At 27.3% G+C, this 22589-nt stretch carries 30 protein-coding genes and 2 tRNA genes; 18 read left to right on the plus strand and 14 right to left on the minus strand.

Annotated elements, in window-relative coordinates; genetic code table 11:
- Positions 1-11 precede the first annotated feature (11 nt).
- The 3 genes from L8W69_RS06425 to L8W69_RS06435 are packed head-to-tail and all read left to right on the plus strand — an operon-like array spanning position 12 to position 1962.
- The gene (locus L8W69_RS06425) at positions 12-440 is read left to right on the plus strand and encodes a protein-export chaperone SecB (RefSeq protein ID WP_257939471.1); all 429 of its coding nucleotides are present in this window, start codon (positions 12-14) and stop codon (positions 438-440) included.
- A 6-nt stretch (positions 441-446) separates the two neighbouring features.
- On the plus strand, positions 447-1097 hold the full coding sequence (locus L8W69_RS06430; protein ID WP_263666713.1) for a DNA/RNA non-specific endonuclease: 651 nt from the start codon (positions 447-449) through the stop codon (positions 1095-1097).
- On the plus strand, positions 1090-1962 hold the full coding sequence (locus L8W69_RS06435; RefSeq protein ID WP_263666715.1) for a hypothetical protein: 873 nt from the start codon (positions 1090-1092) through the stop codon (positions 1960-1962). The genes L8W69_RS06430 and L8W69_RS06435 overlap by 8 nt, the downstream gene beginning before the upstream one ends.
- Positions 1963-2024: 62 nt before the next feature.
- Here L8W69_RS06435 and L8W69_RS06440 read toward each other — a convergent pair whose 3' ends face one another.
- Both L8W69_RS06440 and L8W69_RS06445 read right to left on the minus strand, forming a co-directional pair.
- Positions 2025-2465: a hypothetical protein gene (locus L8W69_RS06440; protein ID WP_263666716.1), complete on the minus strand. Its 441-nt coding sequence runs from the start codon at positions 2463-2465 to the stop codon at positions 2025-2027.
- Between the two features lie 102 nt (positions 2466-2567).
- A complete protein-coding gene (locus L8W69_RS06445; protein ID WP_257402322.1) occupies positions 2568-2789 on the minus strand; it encodes a hypothetical protein in 222 nt (73 codons plus the stop codon).
- Positions 2790-2951: 162 nt separating this feature from the next.
- On the opposite strand from L8W69_RS06445, the gene L8W69_RS06450 reads away from it, so the two are divergent.
- The 13 genes from L8W69_RS06450 (at position 2952) to L8W69_RS06510 (ending at position 10350) form a co-directional block, all read left to right on the plus strand.
- Positions 2952-3227: a hypothetical protein gene (locus tag L8W69_RS06450; protein ID WP_214135326.1), complete on the plus strand. Its 276-nt coding sequence runs from the start codon at positions 2952-2954 to the stop codon at positions 3225-3227.
- Positions 3228-3830: 603 nt separating this feature from the next.
- A complete protein-coding gene (locus L8W69_RS06455) occupies positions 3831-4034 on the plus strand; it encodes a hypothetical protein (RefSeq protein WP_039625728.1) in 204 nt (67 codons plus the stop codon).
- Positions 4034-4285, plus strand: coding sequence for a hypothetical protein (locus L8W69_RS06460; protein ID WP_214115094.1), 252 nt, complete (start codon positions 4034-4036; stop codon positions 4283-4285). Before L8W69_RS06455 ends, L8W69_RS06460 begins: the two co-directional genes overlap by 1 nt.
- Positions 4275-5135, plus strand: coding sequence for a lambda-exonuclease family protein (locus tag L8W69_RS06465; RefSeq protein ID WP_263666719.1), 861 nt, complete (start codon positions 4275-4277; stop codon positions 5133-5135). Before L8W69_RS06460 ends, L8W69_RS06465 begins: the two co-directional genes overlap by 11 nt.
- Before the next feature lies 1 nt (position 5136).
- Positions 5137-5853 carry a hypothetical protein gene (locus tag L8W69_RS06470; protein WP_074692789.1) on the plus strand — a complete coding sequence of 239 codons (717 nt, stop codon included), beginning with the start codon at positions 5137-5139 and terminating at the stop codon, positions 5851-5853.
- The gene (locus L8W69_RS06475) at positions 5837-6532 is read left to right on the plus strand and encodes a hypothetical protein (RefSeq protein ID WP_263666721.1); all 696 of its coding nucleotides are present in this window, start codon (positions 5837-5839) and stop codon (positions 6530-6532) included. The genes L8W69_RS06470 and L8W69_RS06475 overlap by 17 nt, the downstream gene beginning before the upstream one ends.
- Positions 6533-6543: 11 nt before the next feature.
- Positions 6544-6726: a hypothetical protein gene (locus L8W69_RS06480; RefSeq protein ID WP_263666722.1), complete on the plus strand. Its 183-nt coding sequence runs from the start codon at positions 6544-6546 to the stop codon at positions 6724-6726.
- Complete coding sequence (locus L8W69_RS06485) at positions 6723-7397, plus strand: hypothetical protein (protein ID WP_263666723.1); 675 nt, start codon at positions 6723-6725, stop codon at positions 7395-7397. Before L8W69_RS06480 ends, L8W69_RS06485 begins: the two co-directional genes overlap by 4 nt.
- Before the next feature lie 671 nt (positions 7398-8068).
- Positions 8069-8509 (plus strand): hypothetical protein, encoded by a 441-nt coding sequence (locus L8W69_RS06490; protein WP_263666724.1) that lies wholly within the window; start codon positions 8069-8071, stop codon positions 8507-8509.
- Between the two features lie 54 nt (positions 8510-8563).
- Positions 8564-9043 (plus strand): hypothetical protein, encoded by a 480-nt coding sequence (locus tag L8W69_RS06495; protein ID WP_263666725.1) that lies wholly within the window; start codon positions 8564-8566, stop codon positions 9041-9043.
- The gene (locus L8W69_RS06500) at positions 9040-9456 is read left to right on the plus strand and encodes a YopX family protein (RefSeq protein ID WP_263666726.1); all 417 of its coding nucleotides are present in this window, start codon (positions 9040-9042) and stop codon (positions 9454-9456) included. Before L8W69_RS06495 ends, L8W69_RS06500 begins: the two co-directional genes overlap by 4 nt.
- 44 nt (positions 9457-9500) lie before the next feature.
- Complete coding sequence (locus L8W69_RS06505; RefSeq protein WP_263666727.1) at positions 9501-10160, plus strand: pentapeptide repeat-containing protein; 660 nt, start codon at positions 9501-9503, stop codon at positions 10158-10160.
- A 10-nt stretch (positions 10161-10170) separates the two neighbouring features.
- Entirely contained in the window at positions 10171-10350 is a 180-nt protein-coding gene (locus tag L8W69_RS06510; RefSeq protein ID WP_039625719.1) for a DNA-binding protein, read from the plus strand.
- Here the strand turns inward: L8W69_RS06510 and L8W69_RS06515 are convergent.
- From L8W69_RS06515 to L8W69_RS06530, 4 genes are all read right to left on the minus strand, one after another.
- Positions 10343-11554, minus strand: a complete 1212-nt coding sequence (locus L8W69_RS06515) for a tyrosine-type recombinase/integrase (RefSeq protein WP_263666728.1) — start codon at positions 11552-11554, stop codon at positions 10343-10345. The genes L8W69_RS06510 and L8W69_RS06515 overlap by 8 nt on opposite strands.
- 182 nt (positions 11555-11736) lie before the next feature.
- A tRNA-Arg gene (locus tag L8W69_RS06520) sits at positions 11737-11813 on the minus strand.
- A gap of 42 nt (positions 11814-11855) precedes the next feature.
- Complete coding sequence (locus tag L8W69_RS06525; protein ID WP_263659366.1) at positions 11856-12872, minus strand: sensor histidine kinase; 1017 nt, start codon at positions 12870-12872, stop codon at positions 11856-11858.
- Positions 12873-12874: 2 nt separating this feature from the next.
- Positions 12875-13726, minus strand: a complete 852-nt coding sequence (locus L8W69_RS06530) for a DUF234 domain-containing protein (protein WP_263666729.1) — start codon at positions 13724-13726, stop codon at positions 12875-12877.
- Positions 13727-13784: 58 nt separating this feature from the next.
- Here L8W69_RS06530 and L8W69_RS06535 point away from each other — a divergent pair, with 58 nt between their 5' ends.
- Entirely contained in the window at positions 13785-15050 is a 1266-nt protein-coding gene (locus L8W69_RS06535; RefSeq protein ID WP_263666730.1) for an aminotransferase class V-fold PLP-dependent enzyme, read from the plus strand.
- Here the strand turns inward: L8W69_RS06535 and L8W69_RS06540 are convergent, their stop codons facing one another.
- The 6 genes from L8W69_RS06540 to L8W69_RS06565 form a co-directional block, all read right to left on the minus strand.
- Complete coding sequence (locus tag L8W69_RS06540; RefSeq protein WP_263666731.1) at positions 15051-15809, minus strand: basic amino acid ABC transporter substrate-binding protein; 759 nt, start codon at positions 15807-15809, stop codon at positions 15051-15053.
- A 190-nt stretch (positions 15810-15999) separates the two neighbouring features.
- Entirely contained in the window at positions 16000-17163 is a 1164-nt protein-coding gene (gene ftsW / locus L8W69_RS06545; RefSeq protein WP_220566762.1) for a putative lipid II flippase FtsW, read from the minus strand.
- Between the two features lie 69 nt (positions 17164-17232).
- Positions 17233-18039, minus strand: coding sequence for an adenylosuccinate lyase (locus tag L8W69_RS06550; protein ID WP_133319278.1), 807 nt, complete (start codon positions 18037-18039; stop codon positions 17233-17235).
- 18 nt (positions 18040-18057) lie between these two features.
- Positions 18058-18777 (minus strand): arginyltransferase, encoded by a 720-nt coding sequence (locus L8W69_RS06555; protein ID WP_263666732.1) that lies wholly within the window; start codon positions 18775-18777, stop codon positions 18058-18060.
- Positions 18777-19037: a hypothetical protein gene (locus tag L8W69_RS06560; RefSeq protein ID WP_012661304.1), complete on the minus strand. Its 261-nt coding sequence runs from the start codon at positions 19035-19037 to the stop codon at positions 18777-18779. The genes L8W69_RS06555 and L8W69_RS06560 overlap by 1 nt, the downstream gene beginning before the upstream one ends.
- Positions 19034-20476 (minus strand): acetyl-CoA carboxylase subunit A, encoded by a 1443-nt coding sequence (locus L8W69_RS06565; RefSeq protein WP_220566761.1) that lies wholly within the window; start codon positions 20474-20476, stop codon positions 19034-19036. The genes L8W69_RS06560 and L8W69_RS06565 overlap by 4 nt, the downstream gene beginning before the upstream one ends.
- A 118-nt stretch (positions 20477-20594) precedes the next feature.
- Here L8W69_RS06565 and L8W69_RS06570 point away from each other — a divergent pair.
- Positions 20595-20671, plus strand: a tRNA-Arg gene (locus L8W69_RS06570).
- Position 20672: 1 nt separating this feature from the next.
- Here the strand turns inward: L8W69_RS06570 and L8W69_RS06575 are convergent.
- A complete protein-coding gene (locus tag L8W69_RS06575) occupies positions 20673-21431 on the minus strand; it encodes a CorA family divalent cation transporter (protein ID WP_220566760.1) in 759 nt (252 codons plus the stop codon).
- Positions 21425-22546 (minus strand): tRNA guanosine(34) transglycosylase Tgt, encoded by a 1122-nt coding sequence (gene tgt, locus L8W69_RS06580; RefSeq protein ID WP_220566759.1) that lies wholly within the window; start codon positions 22544-22546, stop codon positions 21425-21427. The genes L8W69_RS06575 and tgt overlap by 7 nt, the downstream gene beginning before the upstream one ends.
- Positions 22547-22589: the final 43 nt, after the last annotated feature.

A 22589-nucleotide genomic window follows, 5' to 3' on the forward strand; every position in this document is an offset into this window, starting at 1 on the left:
AAGGAACTACAATGAGCAAAATAAAACAAGGTATATTCCAAATTTCATCAATAGAGATAAAAAAATTTAATTTCGAGCAAAACCCAGAAATTAAAAAAGATGATATTGATGAAATTAAGTGTGTAAATACCATAGGTGCTGCTGCACAAAAAAAAGATGATACAGTAAATGATAATTTTTTAGTTCAACTAGATTTAAATATTAAAGCAAATAGTAAAGATAAAAATATTTATCATATATCAACAACAATACTATCATTAATTGCTTTTGAAACTAAAGATGAACAAAATAAAATTCTTCTAAACAATGCCGTTGCAATAATGTTTTCATATTTAAGACCAATGATAGCCCAAATAACAATGCTATCTGGCTTCCCGCCTTATCACCTACAACCTGTTAGCTTTGAGGAATTTGAAGTTAAAATTATAAATGAAAAATAACAACAAATGAAAAAACTTATAATTTTACCACTATTAACAACTCTAGCCTTAGCTGATTACACACAATACAAGCCAAGTAAAGATTTTGCAAAGTATTTTACTAAACAAAACTGCTCTCAAGTTTTAGATAAATTTTATTATATTAATTGCTATGATTATAACTACAAAGGTACTAAAGCAGTAGCTTATAAATTAGAAGCAGATAATCTAAAAGGCGAACAAATCAAAAAACGCCCGCGCTTTGAAGATGATACAAATATACCTAAAAAATATCGTACCACTTGGAGTGATTATAAGAATAGTGGTTATGATAGAGGACATACCCTTTCTAATGCCTCTATGAGAAAAACTACTCAAGCTCAAAGAAGTACATTCTTAATGAGTAATATTACTCCGCAAAATCCACAAATTAATCAAAAAGTATGGAATAAGATTGAAAAAAGAGAAAGGCAAATAGCTTTAAAGCTTGGAGAAATTGAAGTTTTAAATTTGGTTAATTATGATAGCAACCCTCAAAGAATAAAAAATCAAATTGCTATTCCAAACTCTTATATCAAGATTATAAAAGGTAATAATTTTAAAGAATGCTATAAAGTCCCAAATTATGAAGTCGATAATTTAAGTATAAAAAAATATAAGTTTAATTGTGATGGATAATAATTTTTCTTACGAAGAAATTATTGCACAGCTAAATAAATGTGCTGAAAAAAAATTAAAGAAAGAATTATTAAAATATAAGTCAAAAGACTATTTTATAGAGTATCTTAAAGAAATATATTTTTCTATACCAGCTAAACCAAGAAAGGTATTTATATCAAAAGAGATCAAGGAAAGAATTCTAGATAAAAAAATACGGAAGGCAGTCAATAAAATAGAATACAAATTAAAGAAAGGAGAAGATGTTAATCCTTTGCTCAGTAAAAGATTTGATAATAATGATAAAATGTTATCTTCTTTCGGAATTCATCACTTTCATCTAGGAGAATATCTTAAAAATAAACAAGAATATAATAGAACTAGGGAATTATTGTATTGTTTTTTACCATATTATAATGATAATTTAATATATTTTATAGATATATTGCCTCATAAACAATGGTGCAATCAAGAGCTATTTAATATTATACAGAAAAATTGGCCTGATGTTATAGATTATATAAAATCTCCACTGGAAACTGATATTTTATATACTGATAAAAATATTAAAGATCTCAGAGATGTTAATATTAATATTATGCCTTGCCTAAAAACAGGTGAGATTCTTATGCCAAATTTTGGATATGCGATTGATGGGAATCCTATTAATGTATATCATTGCGTAATTCAAATCAAAAAACAAATAAAACTTGTTTACAAAAAAAACCATATCGACATTCATGATATGGAAATAATAGATTTTAAAATTAGCAATAGTTTAATATTGGAAAAAATAATCATTAAAAGTAAAACATCAGGTAACGAAAACGTATATTTTTTTAATCAATACCCCATCAACCTTTTATATCCATCACAGCCAAGTTGATAACCGCCATCACAAGCTAAGCCATAGTATTTTTTTGCTTGTTTAATGATTATCCACGAATATTATTCTATCTTTCCAAACCTTTTCTCATATTCTGCTAATTTTTCTTTTAATTTGTCATTTTCTTTATACATTACATCTATGATATCTTCTCTTTTATCTTCAGCTATTTTATAACTTTCATCTATGCTATGTTCATCATCTGATATTGTTTCAATTAGTTGCTTTAAAGCATCATTGTCTTCACTTCTATCTTTTTCTTCACGCTCTTGAAGTAACAAGCTACAACACTCTTCAAGCAAAAGAATATCTTTTTCTGTTTTTTCTCTTGTTTCATCAAAATCTTTACGAATTTTATATATATTCTCTATAAAGTGAATTTTAAAACTTTCATTTAGTTCATTCAAATTAGCTTTGATTAAAGATATTTCTTTATTTATATCTTCTATTTTTTTCTTTTTTTCTTTATTATTTTCTATTATAAACATAATAATAAAGTACATAATTATAATACCAATAAAAAATATAAAAAAATGCATATGTTTTTTCCATAATATATTTCATTCTTAAAAAATTATATCATAAATACATTTTTAAAATTATTTTTATTCATATTCACCGTAAAAGTCATATTCATATTCACCATATGAACTATCATCATAAATATAACTTGGCGGGTCTATTGGGCTTGGATTGTAAAAACCTTCGTTATCATTTCTATATCTTATATATGGCTGCACCACTTCTCCGTTATCTCTTATATACCCATCAACAATTTCACTTGTGTATGCAAATGCTCCTGTATTTAAAACAAGTAAACTATACAAAACTATCTTTTTCGTCTTTCTTCCTTTTATTTTTATACTCAAAATTATATCATAAAAAATAAAATACATTTTGTATTCTTTTTAATAATTATTTAAGCATACTTTTTGTATTCTTTCTTCATCGAAACAAATGAAACCTAAGAAACAAAAAAAGGATTTAAAATGTTAGATAGTTGCCACCTTGATTTAGAAAAAAGAGAAAGAGAAGCTGATACTCTAGCTAAAGAGCTTATGCATGATGAGAGTATGAGTAGCAAAAATCTTTTTTATCTTAAAGATTTGATAGAAGATTTTATAACAGATCTTGAGTGCAAAATGGAAGATTGGGAGTTTTCAACTTCTTTAGAAACTTACAAAGAAAATGTTGAGTTTGAGATTTGGGATTTAATATCCAAAGTAAAGGAAACGCAAAAAACTTTAAATGCTATTAAAGCTTAACAAAGTCTTTTACTAAAAAGACTTGATTAAGCTTTTGACTGCTTGGAAATTAAGCTTTACTATCGCGTTGATAGTTCTTATAGCAGAAGGGTTAGCAAGTTATCCAAAAACTTGGCTTAGTATAAATGTTTATAGTGCTATTTTATGTTTTCTTGCACTTTAAAAATGACAGAAAACTTAAGGGTTAAGAAATAATTTTGTACAATAACAATTGTATTAAGTATGGCTACTCTTTCGGTTTTTTAGAAAGGGGGTTATTAGTGAGCAAGATAATTGATTTTATAATTCTTATTTTAGAATTAATAAAAGAGATAATTAAGCTCGTTAATTATCTCATCTAAAATCCTTAGAGCATATTATATATATCCACGCTTAGTCTAAGCTTAATACAATTATAACACAATAACCGAAAGAGAGCGTGGCTTTCGGCTTTCTTAAACCCCTTTTTATACTCAAATGAGCGCAAAGATTTTTGTTTTGATTTTACATCACATTCATTAAGTTTTTTTCATTGCGATTACTCCTTAATTATAAACAATAAGACATATTTTTTCCTTTTTGCTTTGCGCTCATTTGAGTATAAAGATTTTGAAAGGAATATCAATGAGAGCAGAAGTAATAAACAAAAAGGCATACGTTCGTTTTGATGATTATGCAAATGAAGTCAGCGAATATAAAAAGAAAATAGTTTTATTAGAAGAAAAACTAAAAGAAGCTAAAGACTTATTTAAAAGTGAAAATAACTTAAGAATGGCTATAGAAGTTGAAAACATTAAACTATTAAGCTTATTAACAAAGGAGCTTTGATGTTGTTGTTTTTCAAAAAAGATGATGATTTAAAAATAAAGCTTTTCAAAGCCCAGTATCATATCAGACTTAAAAACAAGGCAATCAATCAAAGCTTATTAGCTTTAGAAGAAAAAGAAAAAGAGCTTAGAGAACTTCACTCTTTTAAAATAAAAATACTTGATGAGTTAGGACTTATAGCTATGGATAACGCTGAAGAATTAGCAATTAAAAAAATAAAAACACTAAAGGAGAAAACAAATGAAATATAAAATCATAAAATTAGAACAAGGCTCTAAAGAATGGCTTGAGTTTAGAAAAGGAAAAATCACAGCTAGTATAGTCGCTTCTTGCATTGGTGAAAAAGGTGCTTTTTTAAGCAAAGAAAAGGCAAAAGAACTTATACAAGGACTTTTTGAACCATATACCAATAAAGCCATGCAAAAAGGTAGAGAGTATGAGGAATTAATCAGAGCAAAAATGGAATTTATGATAGGAAAAGATATAACTCCTATTGTTATTCAAAGCTTAGAAAATGAGCTTTTTATGGCTTCTTTAGATGGTATAGATGATGAAAAAACAATATACGAGTTTAAATACTCAACTAACAACGAAGAATACGAGCAAGTGTTAAAATTTAAAAAACCTAGCCCAAAATACTACGCTCAAGTCCAATTTCAACTTTTTGTAGGTGGTTTTGAAAAATGTGTTTTTGCAGTCTTAAATGAGAATGATGATTTGACTTATTGTGTGGTTAAAAGCGATAAGGAATATCAAGATTTTATGCTTAGAAAAATAGATGAGTTTATAAAAGATTATCTCGTTAATCAAAAAAGCGACTACAAAGAACTTGATGATACTCATGCAAAAGAATTGGCCTTAGAAATAATTAGACTTGAAAGCACAATGAAGCCTATAAAAGAAAAACTAGAAGCTCTTAAAAAAGAATTTATAGAGTTAGCAAATGGCGAGAAAGTTAAATGCTTGGATATTAGTGTTTATCCGCAAAATAGAACAACGATTGATTATAAAGGCTTTTTAGATTTTACTAAATTAGAAATCCCAAAAGAATATATAAGACAAAGCACTTCAATGTGTTTAAAAATCAAAAAAGGAGCATAAAATGAGTGAATTAGTAGTAGCTGAAAAAACACAAAAAAATAATTTTAACTTTAATCCATATGAATTAGCACTAGTTAAAGGAGATTTATCAAAATTAAGTGATGAAGAAAGAACTTCTTATGTAAAAAGTATTTGCGATAGTTTAGGCATCAATATGCTAACTAAGCCTTTTGAGTACATTGAACTTAATGGCAAATTAACTCTTTATGCAACAAAAACAGCAACAGATCAGTTAAGACAAATCCATAAAGTATCTATCACTAAAACAGAAGCTAATCAAATTGGAGATATTTATATGGTTACGGTTTATGCTAGCACTCCAGATGGTAGAACAGATTGCGACACAGGAGCTTTAAATATTAAAAATTTGGGCGGAGATAACCTAGCAAATGCTTTAATGAAAGCCATAACTAAAGCTAAAAGGCGCGTTACTTTAAGTATTTGCGGTCTTGGAATGTTAGATGAGAGTGAATTAGATACTATCAAAGACTATAACAATACTAAAGCAACGCTAATAAAAGATGAAGCAAATGAGCTAAAAAAACTTGGGCTTGAACTAAGAAAAACATTAGAGGATATGGGTTTAAATAAAGAAGAACAAAATGCATTTATCAAAAACAACAATATCTTTACAAGAGAGAAAATAAAAGAATTGTTAGATGATAAAAATAAAATATTCGAACTTAAACAAGGACTAAAAAATGATACCAACATTTAAAGCAAATTATGAAGTGGCAAATTATCAGCCACTACTTGAATATTTAAACGAAGGTGGTTTATATGGTGGCTATTTTAGAAAAATATTCTTATATGATACTATCGGCAACACAGGCCATACAAATACTTTTGTAAAATGTGAATTTGTATGCCAAAAACACAATAAATTAGCTGATTTTAATTTATTTATTGCAAAGAATGGAGATTTTACATACACAACTTCAAAAGGCGAAAAGGAAAGCTACTTAGGCTTTAGACAACTTAACGCAATAATGCTATTTTTAGGTATAGAAGAACTTGATCTTAGCAAAAAAACAAAAGCAAATATCTACGGAAAAGAAACAGAAGCTACAAGTCTTGATGAGCTAACAAATAAAACTTTGCTTTTGGGTTTTGACACAGAAGAGTTTTTAAATAAAAACAATCAAGTTGAAAATAAAATAGTACTTAGTAGAATTTTTAACTCAAAACTGCAAAGTCTTGATGAATTTAAAAACCAAAAAGAGCCAGTTGTATATAAAAACTTTAAAGCCAAACATAAAAAATTACCACAAGAGCAAAATGAGTTTCAAGTTCAAAGCATTTCATTTGATCCATATGCACAAAATTTTAATCAAAAACCTCAACAAACTAATACTTTAGATGCCACTTTAGAAGATGATGGTGAGCTTCCATTTTAAAGTAAGTAAAAATGTTAAAAGAAAAAATTAACACAGCCATAGAACACGCAAGAGCTTTGGCTTTAATTAACAAAGAATGCTTAGATTTAATTGACTACATGGAAGAGTGCGATGAGGATGATTTAAGATCTAATCTAGATGACTTAAAAAAACTCTTGATAAAAGCAAAAGAATTATTGAAAGGCGAAAAATGACAAGAAAACAATTTAATGAAATCAAAGAAAGATTAGCTAAATATAGAGAAATAAGGCATTTAACCTATGAAAATCAACAAGAAGCATTTTTAGGTAATGCTTTTGAAAAAATTAGCGAGTATTTTAGAGCTAATAATGACTTAGAAAAAATTGACGCTTTGTGTGATATTGTAATATTTTGCTTTAATGCTTTTGATTTTGACTATAATTATTACTACGAATTTAGAAGCAGTAATGAGAGCATAGAAATATATAAACTTACTGATGCTATTAGTGAAGTTTGTTACAGAGAAATTAAAAAATTCTATGCAGAATCATATATACCTTTAATTATATCTTATTGCAGATTTTTAATTAAAAATTTAGGCTTTGATTTCTATAAATGCATGATTGAAACAATTAAAGAAATAGAAAGTAAAAATATAGGCAATTACTGTGAATATGAAAATAAGTTTTATCAAATGCCTGGTGCTTATACCTTAGATGAGGCATACAAATTAGCGTTTTATCGCGAATCAAATGAACCAAGTTTAAATGGAAAAACTAAACCTAAATTACACAAAGAAAATAACATAATGTGGACTTTTAAATACAAAAGCGCATTAGGTGGTGATATGAAATTAAATTTTATCAAATGGTACAAAGCTGATTATGAGGATTGCAAGCTATGATTACAAAAACAATAAGATTTGTTTTAAATGCTCTTTCAAAAGCTTTTAATATTATTATCTCAATATTAGCTTTAACTTTTGCATTTCTTGGGATTTGTGCAATTATCATAGGATTATTTATTCTTGAAATTTTCTCAAAAGATAATCTTAAAAAATGTAAAAGGATTTTTAAATTTAAAAAATAGAACAAGGACTAATATGATTACTTTGCTTTATATACATTCAACAATATTTTTATTATCAATAATAGCCTTAATAGCTTGGGTTGTTTATTTGGTTACTAAGGATTAATATGAATACAGAAAAAAATACTTAACTTTTTAAAAATTCAAACTCATTATTTTTGCGCTTACGAGGCAACGATAAACGATGGAGAAAGAATTAAAGGAAGCTGTATATCTACAGACAAAAGATATTTTTGGGAAACATCTGACCCAAATATTACGCATAGATATGTAGTTAATCATATAAAAGAAAAATTCAATACAGAAAATATCAATTTTACACAATTTCATAAATTATAGAAAAGGTTAAAAAAAATGATACAAATTAAAATTAGTTATGCAGTAGCTTATGCTTTGTATGGGAAAGAATTAGAAAATTTTAACACTAATCAAAGTATTGATGTAAATGGCATGATTAGGGTTTAAATAATTAAAAAAGGTTTGTAAATGAAGATACGAGATTTAATAAAAGATGGAGAGCATAGTATTTATTATGTAGATGGTAAAGTAAGTTCCACAAGAAAGATTTTAAAGAAAAATTTAGCCATTAAGGAAATTAAATCATATATTAATACAAATAAAGATGTGATTATAGATTTAATGAGGGGTATATTTAATAATATTTCTAGCAGTTATAATGTTTATATGAATAATAGTGAAGTTATATTCTCTATAACACTTAATAAAGATATGTCTGATAGCACAAAAGCTTTAGAAAATAAAGCTAAGAATGCTATTATATTTGATATGTCTAGATATTTCTTACCTATGAAAATGTATGTAAATATACCTAATTGTGTCTCATATGAATTTTTAGAAAACATTGTAAGGAGAAGAATTTTTATATTTACTGGAGAGTTTTTAAACTTAAGTTTGCAAAACCAATAAAGAACTAATAAAAAAGTTAACTTTAAAAAACAATACAGCTTAAAGGATTAACAATTGAAAAAAGAAAATATTGATTTACATACATCAGAATATATTTATGATTTTAGTTCTTATTTGGAAACTGTAATAGATAAGTCAAATTATGATTTTAGTAATAAAGTTGAAAAATTTAGATTTTATCTTGATTGCAAAATAGAACTATATAAACTTAGAAAAAGTGATTATGAAAAATATAATCACATACCTATATTTGCTAGTGAAGTATTTAATGATTTTATGGAATTAGAGTTATTAAAATACAACGGCGATAACTTAGATAAAAAGTTAAAAATTATGAGTTTATATAGATGTGGTTGGCAGACTATTAATGCAATATCATCACACCCACATTATGATATTAAAATGACAGAAGATATTAAAATTTTATTTGATTACTTAATTGATTTAAACTATTTTGACTTTCTTTATCAATTATTTGATAAAGAAAATATAGAAAAATATCTAAAACTATACAAGCAAAGGATTGAAAAATGAAATTAAAAGATTTTGATTTTAGGATTTGGGATAATAATTTAAAAGCATATATTATTAAAAACAGAACAATATCTAAATACTCTGATAGTATTGATAGAGAAGACTCTTTAGCTGGATTTATACGAAGAGAAACACATTATGGTGATTTGGTTTTTGATAATTGGAGTTGTGATTGTGAAATCGAACTTTGGACAGGCTTATATGATAAAAATGGTAAAAAGATTTATGAGAATGATATTATAACACTTTGTCATTTTGCACAAAAATGTATAGGTGTTGTAAGGTTTGGAAGAAATGGTTTTGTAATAACATCTAAAGATGAGAATGCAGAACAAGGTGGTGAACTTAGTTATTTTGAAAAGCATTTTTATGATTTTGAAGTTATCGGCAATATCCACGAAAACCACATCTAAACCCACAAAAAAACAATATTAATTCCAAAACAAGAGGAAATAAAATGGCTACAATTTATGACAAAAATGGAAATATTATTATAGAAAAAACTGAATTTAGTTTGAGCGAACTACTTGATTTTTGTAGAAAGCAAAAAATATCTTTAAAAAATGCTAATTTTAAAGAGCAAAATTTAGCAGGCATAGGTTTTAATAGTTTAGATCTAATCGGGGCTGATTTCACTAATGCCATTTTACAATGTTGCGATTTTCAATCAAGCATTATATCAAATGCTGTTTTTACAAATGCTGTTTTAAAAAACGCTTATATGCAAGATGTAATTGCAAATGAAACTAATTTTAAAAATTGCTCGCTACAAAACATTTTTTCAAATTCTGCTAGATTTATAGATTGTGATTTTAGCGGGGCTGATTTAAGAGAAAACAATTTCTTAAAAACAAGAATTACAAATCCATTTTTTAAAAATACTTTAATTTCAAATACCATAGGAGATATGGAAAACATATGCTCATTACAAGTAGAAAAATTTTCCATATCCTTTAATTCTCAAGATATAGCCATAGGTTGCAAACAAGAAAGCATATCATGGTGGAAAAATGTAAAAAATGAAGAGTTAAACGATGGTCGTGAAGATTATACGCAAGTATGGAATGCATACAAAGACATTTTGTTTAAAATCATCAATATAAAATACAATATTTAAAGGAAACCCCATGTCAAATATAGAATTTTTAACACCAAAGCAAGTAGAGCAAATGTATGGATTAAACCCTTTACAACAATTTAGAGCAAGAAGCAATGGCATGCCACACTACAAGATTGATGTTAAAACAATCAGGTACAAAAAAACAGAACTAGATCATTGGTTTAAATCTAAAAAAGTTATCATTTAAAATCAAATGGACACAAGGAATTTAAGTATTCGCCATACCAACTCATAAGCTGTTTCCTTAAATCAATGGCCTTACTTCTATTATAAGCTCTTTCAACTTCACTTCCATTTACATGGTGCAATATCATCTCAGCGATATCTTTGCCTATGCCAAGTTTTATAAGCTCGTTGCTTTTTTCTGTACATATACTCCTAAAAGTACTTCTAAATCCATGTATTGTATGTTTCAAATCATACATTTTGAAAAACTTGCTTGCAAAGTTATCGCTAATGCATTTATCAAAATTAAAAAACACATATTCTTTGTTTATATTAAACATCTTTTGCATTTGTAATATTTTTAAAGCATATTCATTCAATGGGATAATATTTTCACCATTGCTTTTTACCTTCATATCTTCAGCTTGTATAACCCAAAGATTATTATCAAAATCTATCTCACTCCATTTAGCAAATCGTATATTTTTACTTCTTTGTGCTGTCAAAAGCGTAAAATAAATTGCATTTATAATATTCACATTAACCCTAGCTCTTTGCCTATACTCTTTCATACATTCGAGCATAAACTTAACCTCTTTTTCTTCTACCAAAGCTTTAAAATGCTTCACATTGCAATCATCATTGATTAATCTATAGTACTTTTGTAAATCTTTCAAATCTGCAATAATATTAGTTTTTAATTCTCCTCTTTGTCTTGCAAGTTCTAAAATTCTGCAAATAAAAGCAATACTTTTATTTAAAGTTGAATAAATATTTTTTGAATTCATATGATCATAAATAGGAAGAAAGTCTTTCTTTTCTAGCAAATTAATAGGCTTTTCTCCTAGCATAGGCTGTATGTATTTTACAAAAGTCCCCTGCTCCTTTTTGATAGTAAAATATGAAAGTTTTTTTCCTATAGTTTCCATATAATGATCATTTGCCATATTTAATGTAAATTTTTTATTCTTATTATCGATAAAATCCCCGCTTCTTAATTGTTGCAAAATCTTAATCGCTTCTTTTCTAGCTTCTGCAAGACTTAACAATCCTTTTCTAAACTCTCCTATGGTTATATATTTTTTTAATTTTTGTTCTCTAAGTTGAAAAACTTTTCTACCTGTAGGATGAATTTTTAAATAAAGCTCTTTTGGCTCACCGAGCGGAACTAAGTATTGTTTTTCCTTTATTTTTAATGCTTCTATATCACTTTGAGAGAGTGCCATTTTTCGCCCCTTTATACCCAAAAAATACCAAAAATATACCCAATACCTATAAAAAATAACGCTGGGTATAAAATGGGTATTGAAATTATATCAAATAAATGAAATAAAAGAAATAAATAAAATACTACAAATACCTAAAAATAGAGGTTTAAAGAAATGTAAGAAATGCATTTAAATAATAATGGTGTCCCCAGCAAGGTTTGAACTTGCGACCTCAGAATTAGGAATTCTGCGCTCTATCCAGCTGAGCTATGAGGACAAATATTTTTATTATTTTAAGAAAAAATTTATTTTATAGAGCTTAAATTTTAAGCTCTATAAAAAAACATTTTGGATTTTCATCAAAACCTAAAACTCCATTATGCGCATCAATAATTTGTTTTGATAAAGAAAGACCTAAACCATTACCTTTTAATTTAGTTGTTTTAAAAGCCTCAAAAACCATTTTTTTATCTTTGATACTTACACCATTATCATAAACTTTAATAAAAACCCTATCTTCTTTTTGTTCGCACTTAACCTTTATATAACCATCATCATTTTCGCTTTCTTCAATAGCATCTATGGCATTATAAAGTAAATTTTGCAAAACTAAAGCAAGTAAAGATTTATCTGCATTGATTTTTAAATCTAAAAATTCAAATTTAAAATCGATATTAGCTAGATAATTATAAGCTCCAATAGCTTGCTCACACTCATCTTGTAACTCCTGTAAATTAAACTCATTTAAATTAACATGTACTCCTTTTGTAAAAAGTAAAGTAGAATTTACAATACGCTCTACTCTTGAAATTGCTTTTTGGATTTCTAAAACTATATGCTTATTTTTTAACTCACTTCTTTCAAACAAAGTAGAGCTTAATAAAGAAATAGAACCTATAGGATTGCGTATTTCATGTGCTAGGTGTGCTGCAACTGTTCCCATGCTAGCTAACCTTTCATTTCTTTTTTCATCACTAATATCTGTTGCATTTACTATAAGTTTATCAGTATGAGAGGTGATTTTGATTAGATAAAATTTATGATCAAACTCAAGTTCATAATGTGTTTTATCAAGATCAATGCATTCTAAAAGCTTTGGCTTTTGTGTAGCTAGGTTGTTTTGCAAAATAATATTTTTATTTGCGTCTAAAATCCACAAAGCCATAGGCAAAACCTCTATAATCTCACTTACCATTTGTCTTAATGCAGTGTAGTTTTCATTAAGTTGCTTATATTCATTTTCTATAACATAGGTTTGCTCTATTAAGGCTTTTAATCCTTGTTGTAAGTTTTCTTTTTCACTAGAATCTAAACTTTTTAAAATATTCTCATCCACACTTAATCCTTAATTAAAAATTGAAAATCTTCTAAAGTATATAAAAGCAAATTACGCTCCTTATTTAAAATAAGCTCTTTACTAAAGCCACTCTTTGAAAAAAGCACATATAAATTAGGTTGAATTTGCAACTGTTTTGCTTTACTTTTTAAAATATTTAAAACATTTTTACATATTTTTCTTTCTTTAAATTTAACTTCACCTAAAACACAAAAATTGTTTTCATGATAATACAAGTCTATTTCATGATAATAATTCCAAAAACTATACACTTGATTCACTTTAAGTTTTTTTGCTAAAAATTCTTTACATAAAAGTTCAAAAGTAAAACTTTGATATTTTTCCAAATTTTCTTGGATAAGTTCTATTAATTCATTGTATTTTTTCATCGCGATTAAATTAAGTTTAGGATATATAAAATAAAAGAAAAATCTTAATCCTTGATTTTTAAAAACAACCTTATCTTGTATATTATAAGAGCGTAATTCTTTTTTAACTTTCTGTCTTTTGTTTTTTATAATTGGCTTTTCTTGACTTTTTTCTAAGATCAAAATATTTTTCTCTAAAAGTTTATTAATAAGTCCTAGAGCCTGAAAATGCGGAATAGATTTATTAATAGAATAGCGTTTTCTATCGTTTTTACTTAAAACACTCAAAGCTTTTAAAGCATTCTCATCTAAATTTAAAGAAGCTAAAATATCAAAGGATTTCAAAATAAAAACATTTAAGATATTTTCATATAAACTTAATTTCAAATCAAATTCAAACTCATCAAAAATACTATAAAAATCAAAAATACTTTCAAGCTCCAAAGTTTCACAGCGTTTTGAAAAATCACCAAATTTTATAATCACATCCTTAAAATAAATATTTTGTATGTTATAATTTTAACAAAAAATTAGAGGATTTTTTTTGGATATTGAAAAACTAAAACAAGATATTATTTTAAAAAAAGGAATATATTATTTTGATTTTACAGCTAGCGCTTTAGCACTAAAAAGCATAGAAAAAGAAATTAAAAAAATTCTTACTACCTATGCAAATACACATTCAGATAGCTCTTTAAATTCTTTTATCACACAACAGCATTATGAAAACGCAAGAATAAATTTAAAAAAATACCTTGAATTAGATGATAGTTTTGCTCTTATAGCTTGTGGGAGTGGATCTTCAGCAGCTATAAAAAAATTTCAAGAACTTTTAGGTCTATATATACCACCACTTATTAAAGAAAAATATTTTAAAAATACAGGCAAAAATACCTTACCTTTGGTTATAGTTGGACCCTATGAACACCATTCTAATGAACTTTCATTTAGAGAAGCTTTGTGTGAATGCGTTCGAGTGCCCTTAGATAAAAATGGAGAATTAGATTTTAATTTTTTAGAAAAATTATTACAAAAATCCAAAAACAGACAAATCATAGCAAGCTTTAATGCAGCTTCTAATGTTACAGGAATTTTAAGTGATTATAAAAAAATTTACACTTTAGTCAAACAACACAACGGTATAGTTGCTTTTGATATTTCCACTTTAGCTCCTTATGCTAATTTAGATCCTAAATTTTACGATGCAGTGTTTATTAGCTCTCATAAACTACTTGGAGGTGTAGGATCTTGTGGCTTACTTGCTATCAAAAAAAATCTATGTGGCAATACCCCTAGCTTTGCAGCAGGTGGAACTGTGGGCTATGTTTCAAGAACATCTCAACAATATTTATGCGAAGTTGAAAATTTAGAAGAAGGTGGCACACCTGGAATTATTCAGCTTATTAGAGCAAGTTTGGCTTTTAAAATACGCAATGAAATAGGTTTAAAAAATATAGAAAAAAAAGAAAAAGAACTTTGTGAATATTTTTTCAAACAATGTACAAATTTTCCAAAAATGATCTTATATGCAAAAAATATCACTAATAGATTACCTATTTTTGCTTTTAATATAGAAGGAATTTCTCCTTTTGATTTAGCTTATAAACTAAGTAAAACTTATAAGATAGAAACAAGAGCAGGTTGTGCTTGTGCAGGACCTTATGGGCATGATTTACTCAATCTAAAAGACAATCAAGAATTAAAATCTAAACCAGGTTGGCTAAGAGTGGGTTTTCATTATACGCATACAAAAGAAGATATAGAATATTTTTTTAAAGCCTTGAATATAAGCATCAAGGCTTTAAGTTAATTATTGTAAATCGTATTTTTCTACGATTTTTTGGTAAGTACCATCAGCTTTAACTTTTTCTAAACCTGCATTAATTTTTTGAACAAGCTCATTTTGTTTTCCTTTATCAAAAGCTATACAAAACCCTGAACTTCCATCATTTTCTTCTAAAAATGCTTCTAACTCTTCATTAGTTTTTAAATAACCTTTACCAATATCTTTATCCGTTAAAACTGCATCTACTTTGCCAGCTTTTAAAGCTAAAATTGCTGCTAACATTTCTTCGCTTGCAACTACTTGAGCATTTGGAATAGTCTTAGCAGCACTTTCTTGAATAGTTCCAAGTTGAACACCTATTTTTTTACCTTCCAAACTTTGTTTATCGCTAATACTAGAATCTGTTTTTAATTTTAAATATAAATTTTTAGTATTGAAATAAGTATCACTAAAATCCATACTTGCTAATCTTTGAGGAGTTGAACTCATAGCAGAAGCTATCATATCAATCTTTCCAGCTTTTAAGGCAGGAATTAAACCATCAAAACTCATATTTACCCATTCAAGTTTTAAATTTTCTCTTTTAGCAATTTCTTCCAATAAATCAACATCAAAGCCGGTAATTTTTGCATCTTTAATAAAATCAAAAGGAGGATAATTTGCAGCTATACCTACTTTATAAACTTTTTCACTAGAAGCACTAGCTTGATTTTTATCGCTTGAACAAGCACCTAAAGCTAATATACCAAATAACGCTAAAACAACATATAATATTTTTTTCATTTTTTTCCTTTGTTAAAATTAAAATAAAATTGATAAATGATTATAATGTGTTTAAACGCCTGTATTTCTTCATATCCGCCTCCTTTATAATAAATGTGAGCATAATTATAGCAGAAAAAAGTTTTTTGTAAAGAGTTGTTATAGAATATTTTTTATTTAAGTTAATTTTTATATATTTTAATTAATGAGTTTAAATTTTTACCTTCTTACTAATCATTAAAACATAACCTATTCCAAGACAAATAGACCACATAGAACTGCCACCATAACTTAAAAGTGGCACAGCAACTCCTTTTAATGGAGTTAAAGAAATAATTCCAAAAGCATTCATAAAAAATGAAAATAATAAAAGTAAAGCTACACCTGAACAAAATAAAAAATGGACCTTATTTTCACAGCGCCCAGCAATTCTAAAAATTCTAAGTATGACCATCAAATAAATCAAACATATAATGCTCAATCCCAACAATCCTATTTCCTCAGTAATCCCTGATAAAACAAAATCCGTATGCACCTCACTTAAAAATCCCAATTTGAAAGTTCCAAGACCCAACCCTTCTCCAAAAAATCCACCATGAGCTATAGCATTTAAACTATGTGAAATTTGATAAGGTTCTGAGTTATGGCTTACTCTTAAAGCACTTGCTAGCCAATCAGGAAAAAAAGGTAAAAACGCATCTTGGATATTTCCCCACCAAGCAGAAATACGCTGAATTCTTCTTTGATTACTTAAAATCACCAAAACCCCAATCATTCCAACAATAACCACGCCAAAAGCAAAAAGTCTTTTACTAGCTCCTGCAAAAAATGCTAAAGCAAAAACCAAGAAAAAAGAAATAACACTTTGACCTAAATCATTTTGTGTCATATAAATATAGCCAATAACAAAAGCAGCTAAAATAAAATAAGGAATTAAAATTAAAACTTCGTGTTTGATTGCTTTTTTGCTATCATCAATTCTTCTTGTATAAGACCAAGCAAGGAAATAAATCAAACCTATCTTAAAAAATTCAACAGGAGAAATAGATAAAGGGCCAAGCCTGATCCACCTTTTAGCACCACCTGCTGCAGTAGCAAGAAAGGTAGGTAAAAAAGGCAAAATAAGTATAAATAAAAAAGAGATTAACAAAACACTTATCATTAAATAATGTGCCATTTTACTATCAGGATTTAATCTTGAAACAAAATAAATAATAGCTATACCACTAAGTCCAAAAAAAAGCTGTCTGATAAAAAAATGAAATTCATTATATTCTAAATAAAGCACAGTAAAAGCACTTAAAGAATATGAAAAAAGTATCCCTATAGTTATTAGAATGCAACTTAAAAAAAATAATTTTCTATCAGCAACCAAAATTTCTTCCTAGAATTTTATAAAAATTAATTTTAATAAATTGCAACTTAAAATGATGTTATTTGGAGATTATGTATTGTTTTTATATAAAGATTTTAAACTCTCATAAGCAAGCTGAATTTTTTCAAATTCCTCACGACAATAAGCTTGTTCGATTTTGCTTTTACCTTGATGGCGATCAGGATGATAAATTTTAACTAAATTAAGATAATTTTGTCTAATAGTAGCAAAATCATCACTAGAATTACATCCTAAAGTTTGGAAATAATTCTCAAAAAGTTTAGCCAAAGCATTAAATTTCCAATTAGTATTGGCTTTATTTTTCATTTTATTTCTAAATTCTAAAAGCTGAGTTTCATTGATTGTAAAATCCACACAATATTTTAAATGCTCATTTACGCTTGCTAAAATTTCTAAAAGATTTAAAGTATTATCATCTTTGTATTCTACTGAAAAAATACAATTTTTCTCATCATACATGCTTTTATGATCTTTAAAATATTGCTCTAAATATACAGCAAACATTTTTTCATTAGAACTTAAAGTTATTAAGATATTTTTTTGTGCAAAACCTATTTTAGCAAAGATTACAGGCTTTAAAGTATTTGCTTGAGCAAGATTTAATTTAAAGGTCTTATAATGCGCAAAAGCAAGATTATCGATTTGGTTTCCAGTATTTTTTTTATACTTGTGATTAACAAGTTTTAAAAAATATCTTCTTTGAGGAATTTCATTTTCCACAAAAAAAGATAGGGTTTTATTTTTATTACCTATAACTTTAGAAAAATTTTTACGGATAAGATCTTGAAAATATTTAAACATTAAAAAATCATCAGTATTAACACTAACAGATTCTAAAGTTTGCACTACTTGCATAAAATCCTCTCTATAAACCTAACTCCACAAAAATGCCTGTTCATCTAAAGCACTAGTGTGTTTTAAAATTTCATTTGGACTATAATCGGCTTTATACGATAAAGATTGACACCCTTTTACAAAATATCCTAAATAAATATATTTTAATTTTTTTAATTGTGCAAGCTTGATTTCTGTTAAAAGCGAGTATTTTCCAAGACTTAGATGTGAAAAATCAGGATCATAAAAACAATATATACTAGAAATTCCATCTTCTAAAATATCAATCAAATCAACACACACTAACTTATTATCTATATAAAAATCAAGTTCATATCCAAAAGTACCTGCATTATCTACATAAAGATTGTAATATTTTCTAAAATTTAAATCATAAATTTTCCAATTTCTTTTATCTTTTTGATAATGGTGATATTTTTCATAAAGCAGTAAATGCTCATCACTTAAAGAAGGTTTTTGTAAGATTATTTTAGTAGCTATATTTTTTTTTAAAACCCTACGATAGCTTTTACTAAAATGGAAATTTTTTACCAAAATACGCAAATTTTGACATTCATTACAATCATTACATATTGGTCTTGAAAAATATGAACCAAAGCGACGCCAACCTCTTGAAACTAATTCTTGATTTTGTGCTTTGTTAATAAAAGATATATAATTATACTCATTTCTACAATATCTATTTTCAAGATAAGGACATTCTTCTTCTAAAGTACAAAAACCAATAATATTATTCATTAGATCTTTTTAATATCACTATTTTTTACAAATTCCATAAATTCATTAGCTAAACGCTCTTCTTTTAAAAACATATCTTCAAATTCTTGTTCTTGCTTTTTATCTTCATTTTGCTTAGCTAAGTCTTTTTGTATAGCATCTAAGTCAGTATTTTTCATACTAACTCCGCTTTTACTCGCTTTAACCTTTTCTTTTTTTGTTTGACCTTGTTCTTTTTGGAGTGCTTTTTTTATATCTTTTAATTCATCTAAAAAACTCATGATTGCCTACTTTCTTTTATCTTTTGTAAGGCTGCAGCTATAGCAGCAATTACTTCTTCTTTATTTTCTTGGTGTCTATCTTCTGTCTTTTCCAAAAGCTCTTCCATATGTGTTTCTATGAAAGAAGTATCAAAATACCCTCTTCTAAATTCTCTTATTTTGGTAATTGCAATCAAAAATGGAACAGTTGTTCTAATATCATCAATCACAAATTCTTTCAAAGCTCTCTCAAGTCTATTAACTGCACTATCATAACTTGAACCCTTAACAATTAATTTTGCAAGTAAAGAATCATAATAAGGTGGTACAGTATAGTCTTTATATAAATGACTATCCACTCTCACAGATGGCCCTAAAGCTGGAAAATACTCTGTAATTTTGCCTGGACTTGGAATGAAATTTTTCCATACATTTTCTGCTGTAATCCTAGCTTCTATCGCGAAACCTCTTGGTTTTATATCGCTTTGCTCAAGATCTAAAATTTCCCCATTTGCTATACGAATTTGTCTTGTAATAAGGTCAATCCCCGTAATTTCTTCAGTAATTGGGTGTTCTACTTGAATTCTTGTATTCATTTCCATAAAATAAAATCTATTATAATCATCAAGTAAAAACTCAACCGTCCCAACATTCGTATAGCCCACAGCTTTTGCAGCAGCTACTGCAGTAACTCCTATGGTTTTTCTTAGTTTTTCTGAAATACTTGGGCAAGGTGCTATTTCAATGATTTTTTGATGTCTTCTTTGTATTGAGCAATCTCTTTCACAAAGATGAATGATATTACCATAATTATCTGCTAAAATTTGAAATTCAATATGCCTTGGATTAATAACATATTTTTCCATAAAAACTTCATCATTTTTAAAAAAACTTAGTGCTTCTCTTTTGCATGCTTCAAAAGATTTTTCTAAATCCTCTTCTTTATGTACTACGCGTATACCTCTACCGCCACCACCACCACTAGCTTTTAAAATTACAGGATAGCCTATTTTTAAAGCTTGAAGTTTGATTTCTTCTAATGTGCAATGATTTAATTTTTCAGTACCTGGAACTACAGGGATTCCATTTTTTTTCATTAAATATCTTGCTATGTTTTTATTACCCATTTTACGGATAACATCTGATTTTGGACCTATAAAGATAATCCCTGCTTCTTCGCATTCTTTTGCAAATTCATAATTTTCACTTAAAAAACCATACCCAGGATGTATAGCATCAGCTCCACAAGCTTTAGCAATCTCAACTATTCTTTTACCATCTAAATACCCTCTTATGGCATCAGTTCCTATTCTATATGCTTCATCAGCAACTTTTACATGCAAACACTCATAATCAGGTTCAGTATAAACAGCAACACTTTGTATATGCAAATCTCTACAAGCACGGATCACCCTTACTGCAATCTCACCTCTATTGGCTATTAAAATCTTATGTATCATGACTTTGCCTTAAGCTAAAATATTAAAAAGAAGATTAGCATAAAAATATAAAAATTCTATAAAAATATTTATTTTTGCTAATTTTAAGAATTTTTTGATAAAATTACTCTTTATTTTTGCGCCCATAGCTCAGCTGGATAGAGCATTTGATTGCGGTTCAAAAGGTCAGAGGTTCGAATCCTCTTGGGCGTACCACTTACTTCTTTTTTACAGAAAATTCATCCAAATCCAATTCTTTTTTATCTTTAAATTGATACCATAAAAATAAAATAAAAAATATCGTTAAAATCACAGCTAAAATATAGTAAGTTCCGTATTCATTTTCAGATAAAAATAAATTTTTGGTATTCATACCAAAAAATCCAACGATTAAATTTAAAGGTAAAAAAATTGCAGACATAATACTTAAAAAGTAAATATTTTTATTTATTTTTTCATTTCTTGCGGTATTAATATAAGTGTAAATCCCTTCTAATCTTGATATATTTTCTTTAATATTTTTTTCCAAAACAGCTAAATTTAAAATAATTGTTTTTAAACTTTTCTTTATAAAATGATGCTTACTATGACAAATTTTACAAGCCTCTAAAACAGAAGAAACCATGTTATAACTTTTACTAAGCTTGACTTTTAATATAAAATATTTTGTCAAGAAATTCTTTACTTTTTTATTTTCTAAAATCAACTCCTCTCTTTTTTCTATAGAAAGGTTAATGGTATTATTTTTTTCTTTTTCATTTTGCAAAATTTCTTTTAATATAGCTATAAATTCCGTATTAGAAAATAAAATCAAATTTTCATCTTTATACTCAAAAATTTGATTTTCTTTAAAAACAAATACACTTTTAGAATTTTTAGTTATATCTAGAGTGAAAATATCAAAATCATCAAATTCATAATAAGCATTTGATATATTAATATTGCTAATAATTTGTTTTAAAACATCATTTAACACATTCTTTGCCTATAAAATTCTTTTCTAAAATTTTCAAATTCATCTTTAATAATAGCTTCACGCATTTGCTTGACCAAATTTAAATAATAGTGTAAATTATGAATACTTGCAAGTCTAAAAAAGGTTAATTCTTTGGCTTTAAATAAATGATTTAAATAGGCCCTTGAAAAATTCTTACATGTATAGCAAGAACATTTGCCGTCTATAGGGGCATGATCAGTGATAAATTCTGCTTTTTTGATATTAAATTTTCCAAAGCTAGTAAATAAAGTACCATTTCTTGCATTTCTTGTTGGCATCACGCAATCAAACATATCCACACCTCTTGCTACATTTTCTACTAAATCTTCAGGCGTGCCAACTCCCATTAAATATCTAGGGCGATTGTTATCCACATAAGGCATCATAGCTTCAACCGTATCATACATAGCCTCATTTTCTTCTCCCACGCTTAATCCACCTATAGCAAGCCCATCAAAATCCATCTCACAAAGTGCTTGAGAGCAAATTTTTCTAGCTTCAAAATCAGTCCCACCTTGGATAATACCAAAGATATTTTGCCCTATTCCCACACCTTGACTTTGTTTTAACTTATGATAATCAATAGCTTCTTTTGCCCATTTTATAGTGCGTTTTAGAGAAAGTTCTATCCTTTCTTTACTTGCAGGTAAGGCCACTAAATCATCTAAAATCATCATAATATCTGAATTAAAATCATATTGTGCATCTAAAACACTTTGCGGGGTAAAATAGTGCAAACTTCCATCGATATGACTTTTAAATTGAATACCTTTTTCATCAGGTTTTGAATTTTTACTTAAAGAAAAAGCTTGAAAACCTCCACTATCTGTTAAAAAAGAGCCTTCAAATTTACTAAAACCGTGCAGGCCACCCATTTGCTTAATCACTTTAGAACCAGGCCTTAAATACAAATGATAAGTATTTGCTAAAATAATTTTTGCATTTAAAATCTCACTCATATCAACAGCATCTAAACTTTTAATCGCAGCCAAAGTTCCAACGGGCATAAAAATAGGAGTTAAAATTTCACTATGTGTAGTTTTTATACGACAAGCTCTAGCATTTGCACTTTTATATTGAACTTCAAATTCCATTATTTTTCCTATATTTTTTGCATAATCATACCAAAGACTTGCT

Source organism: Campylobacter sp. CNRCH_2016_3089 (genome assembly GCF_025772505.1).
GTDB classification, from domain to species: domain Bacteria; phylum Campylobacterota; class Campylobacteria; order Campylobacterales; family Campylobacteraceae; genus Campylobacter_D; species Campylobacter_D lari_D.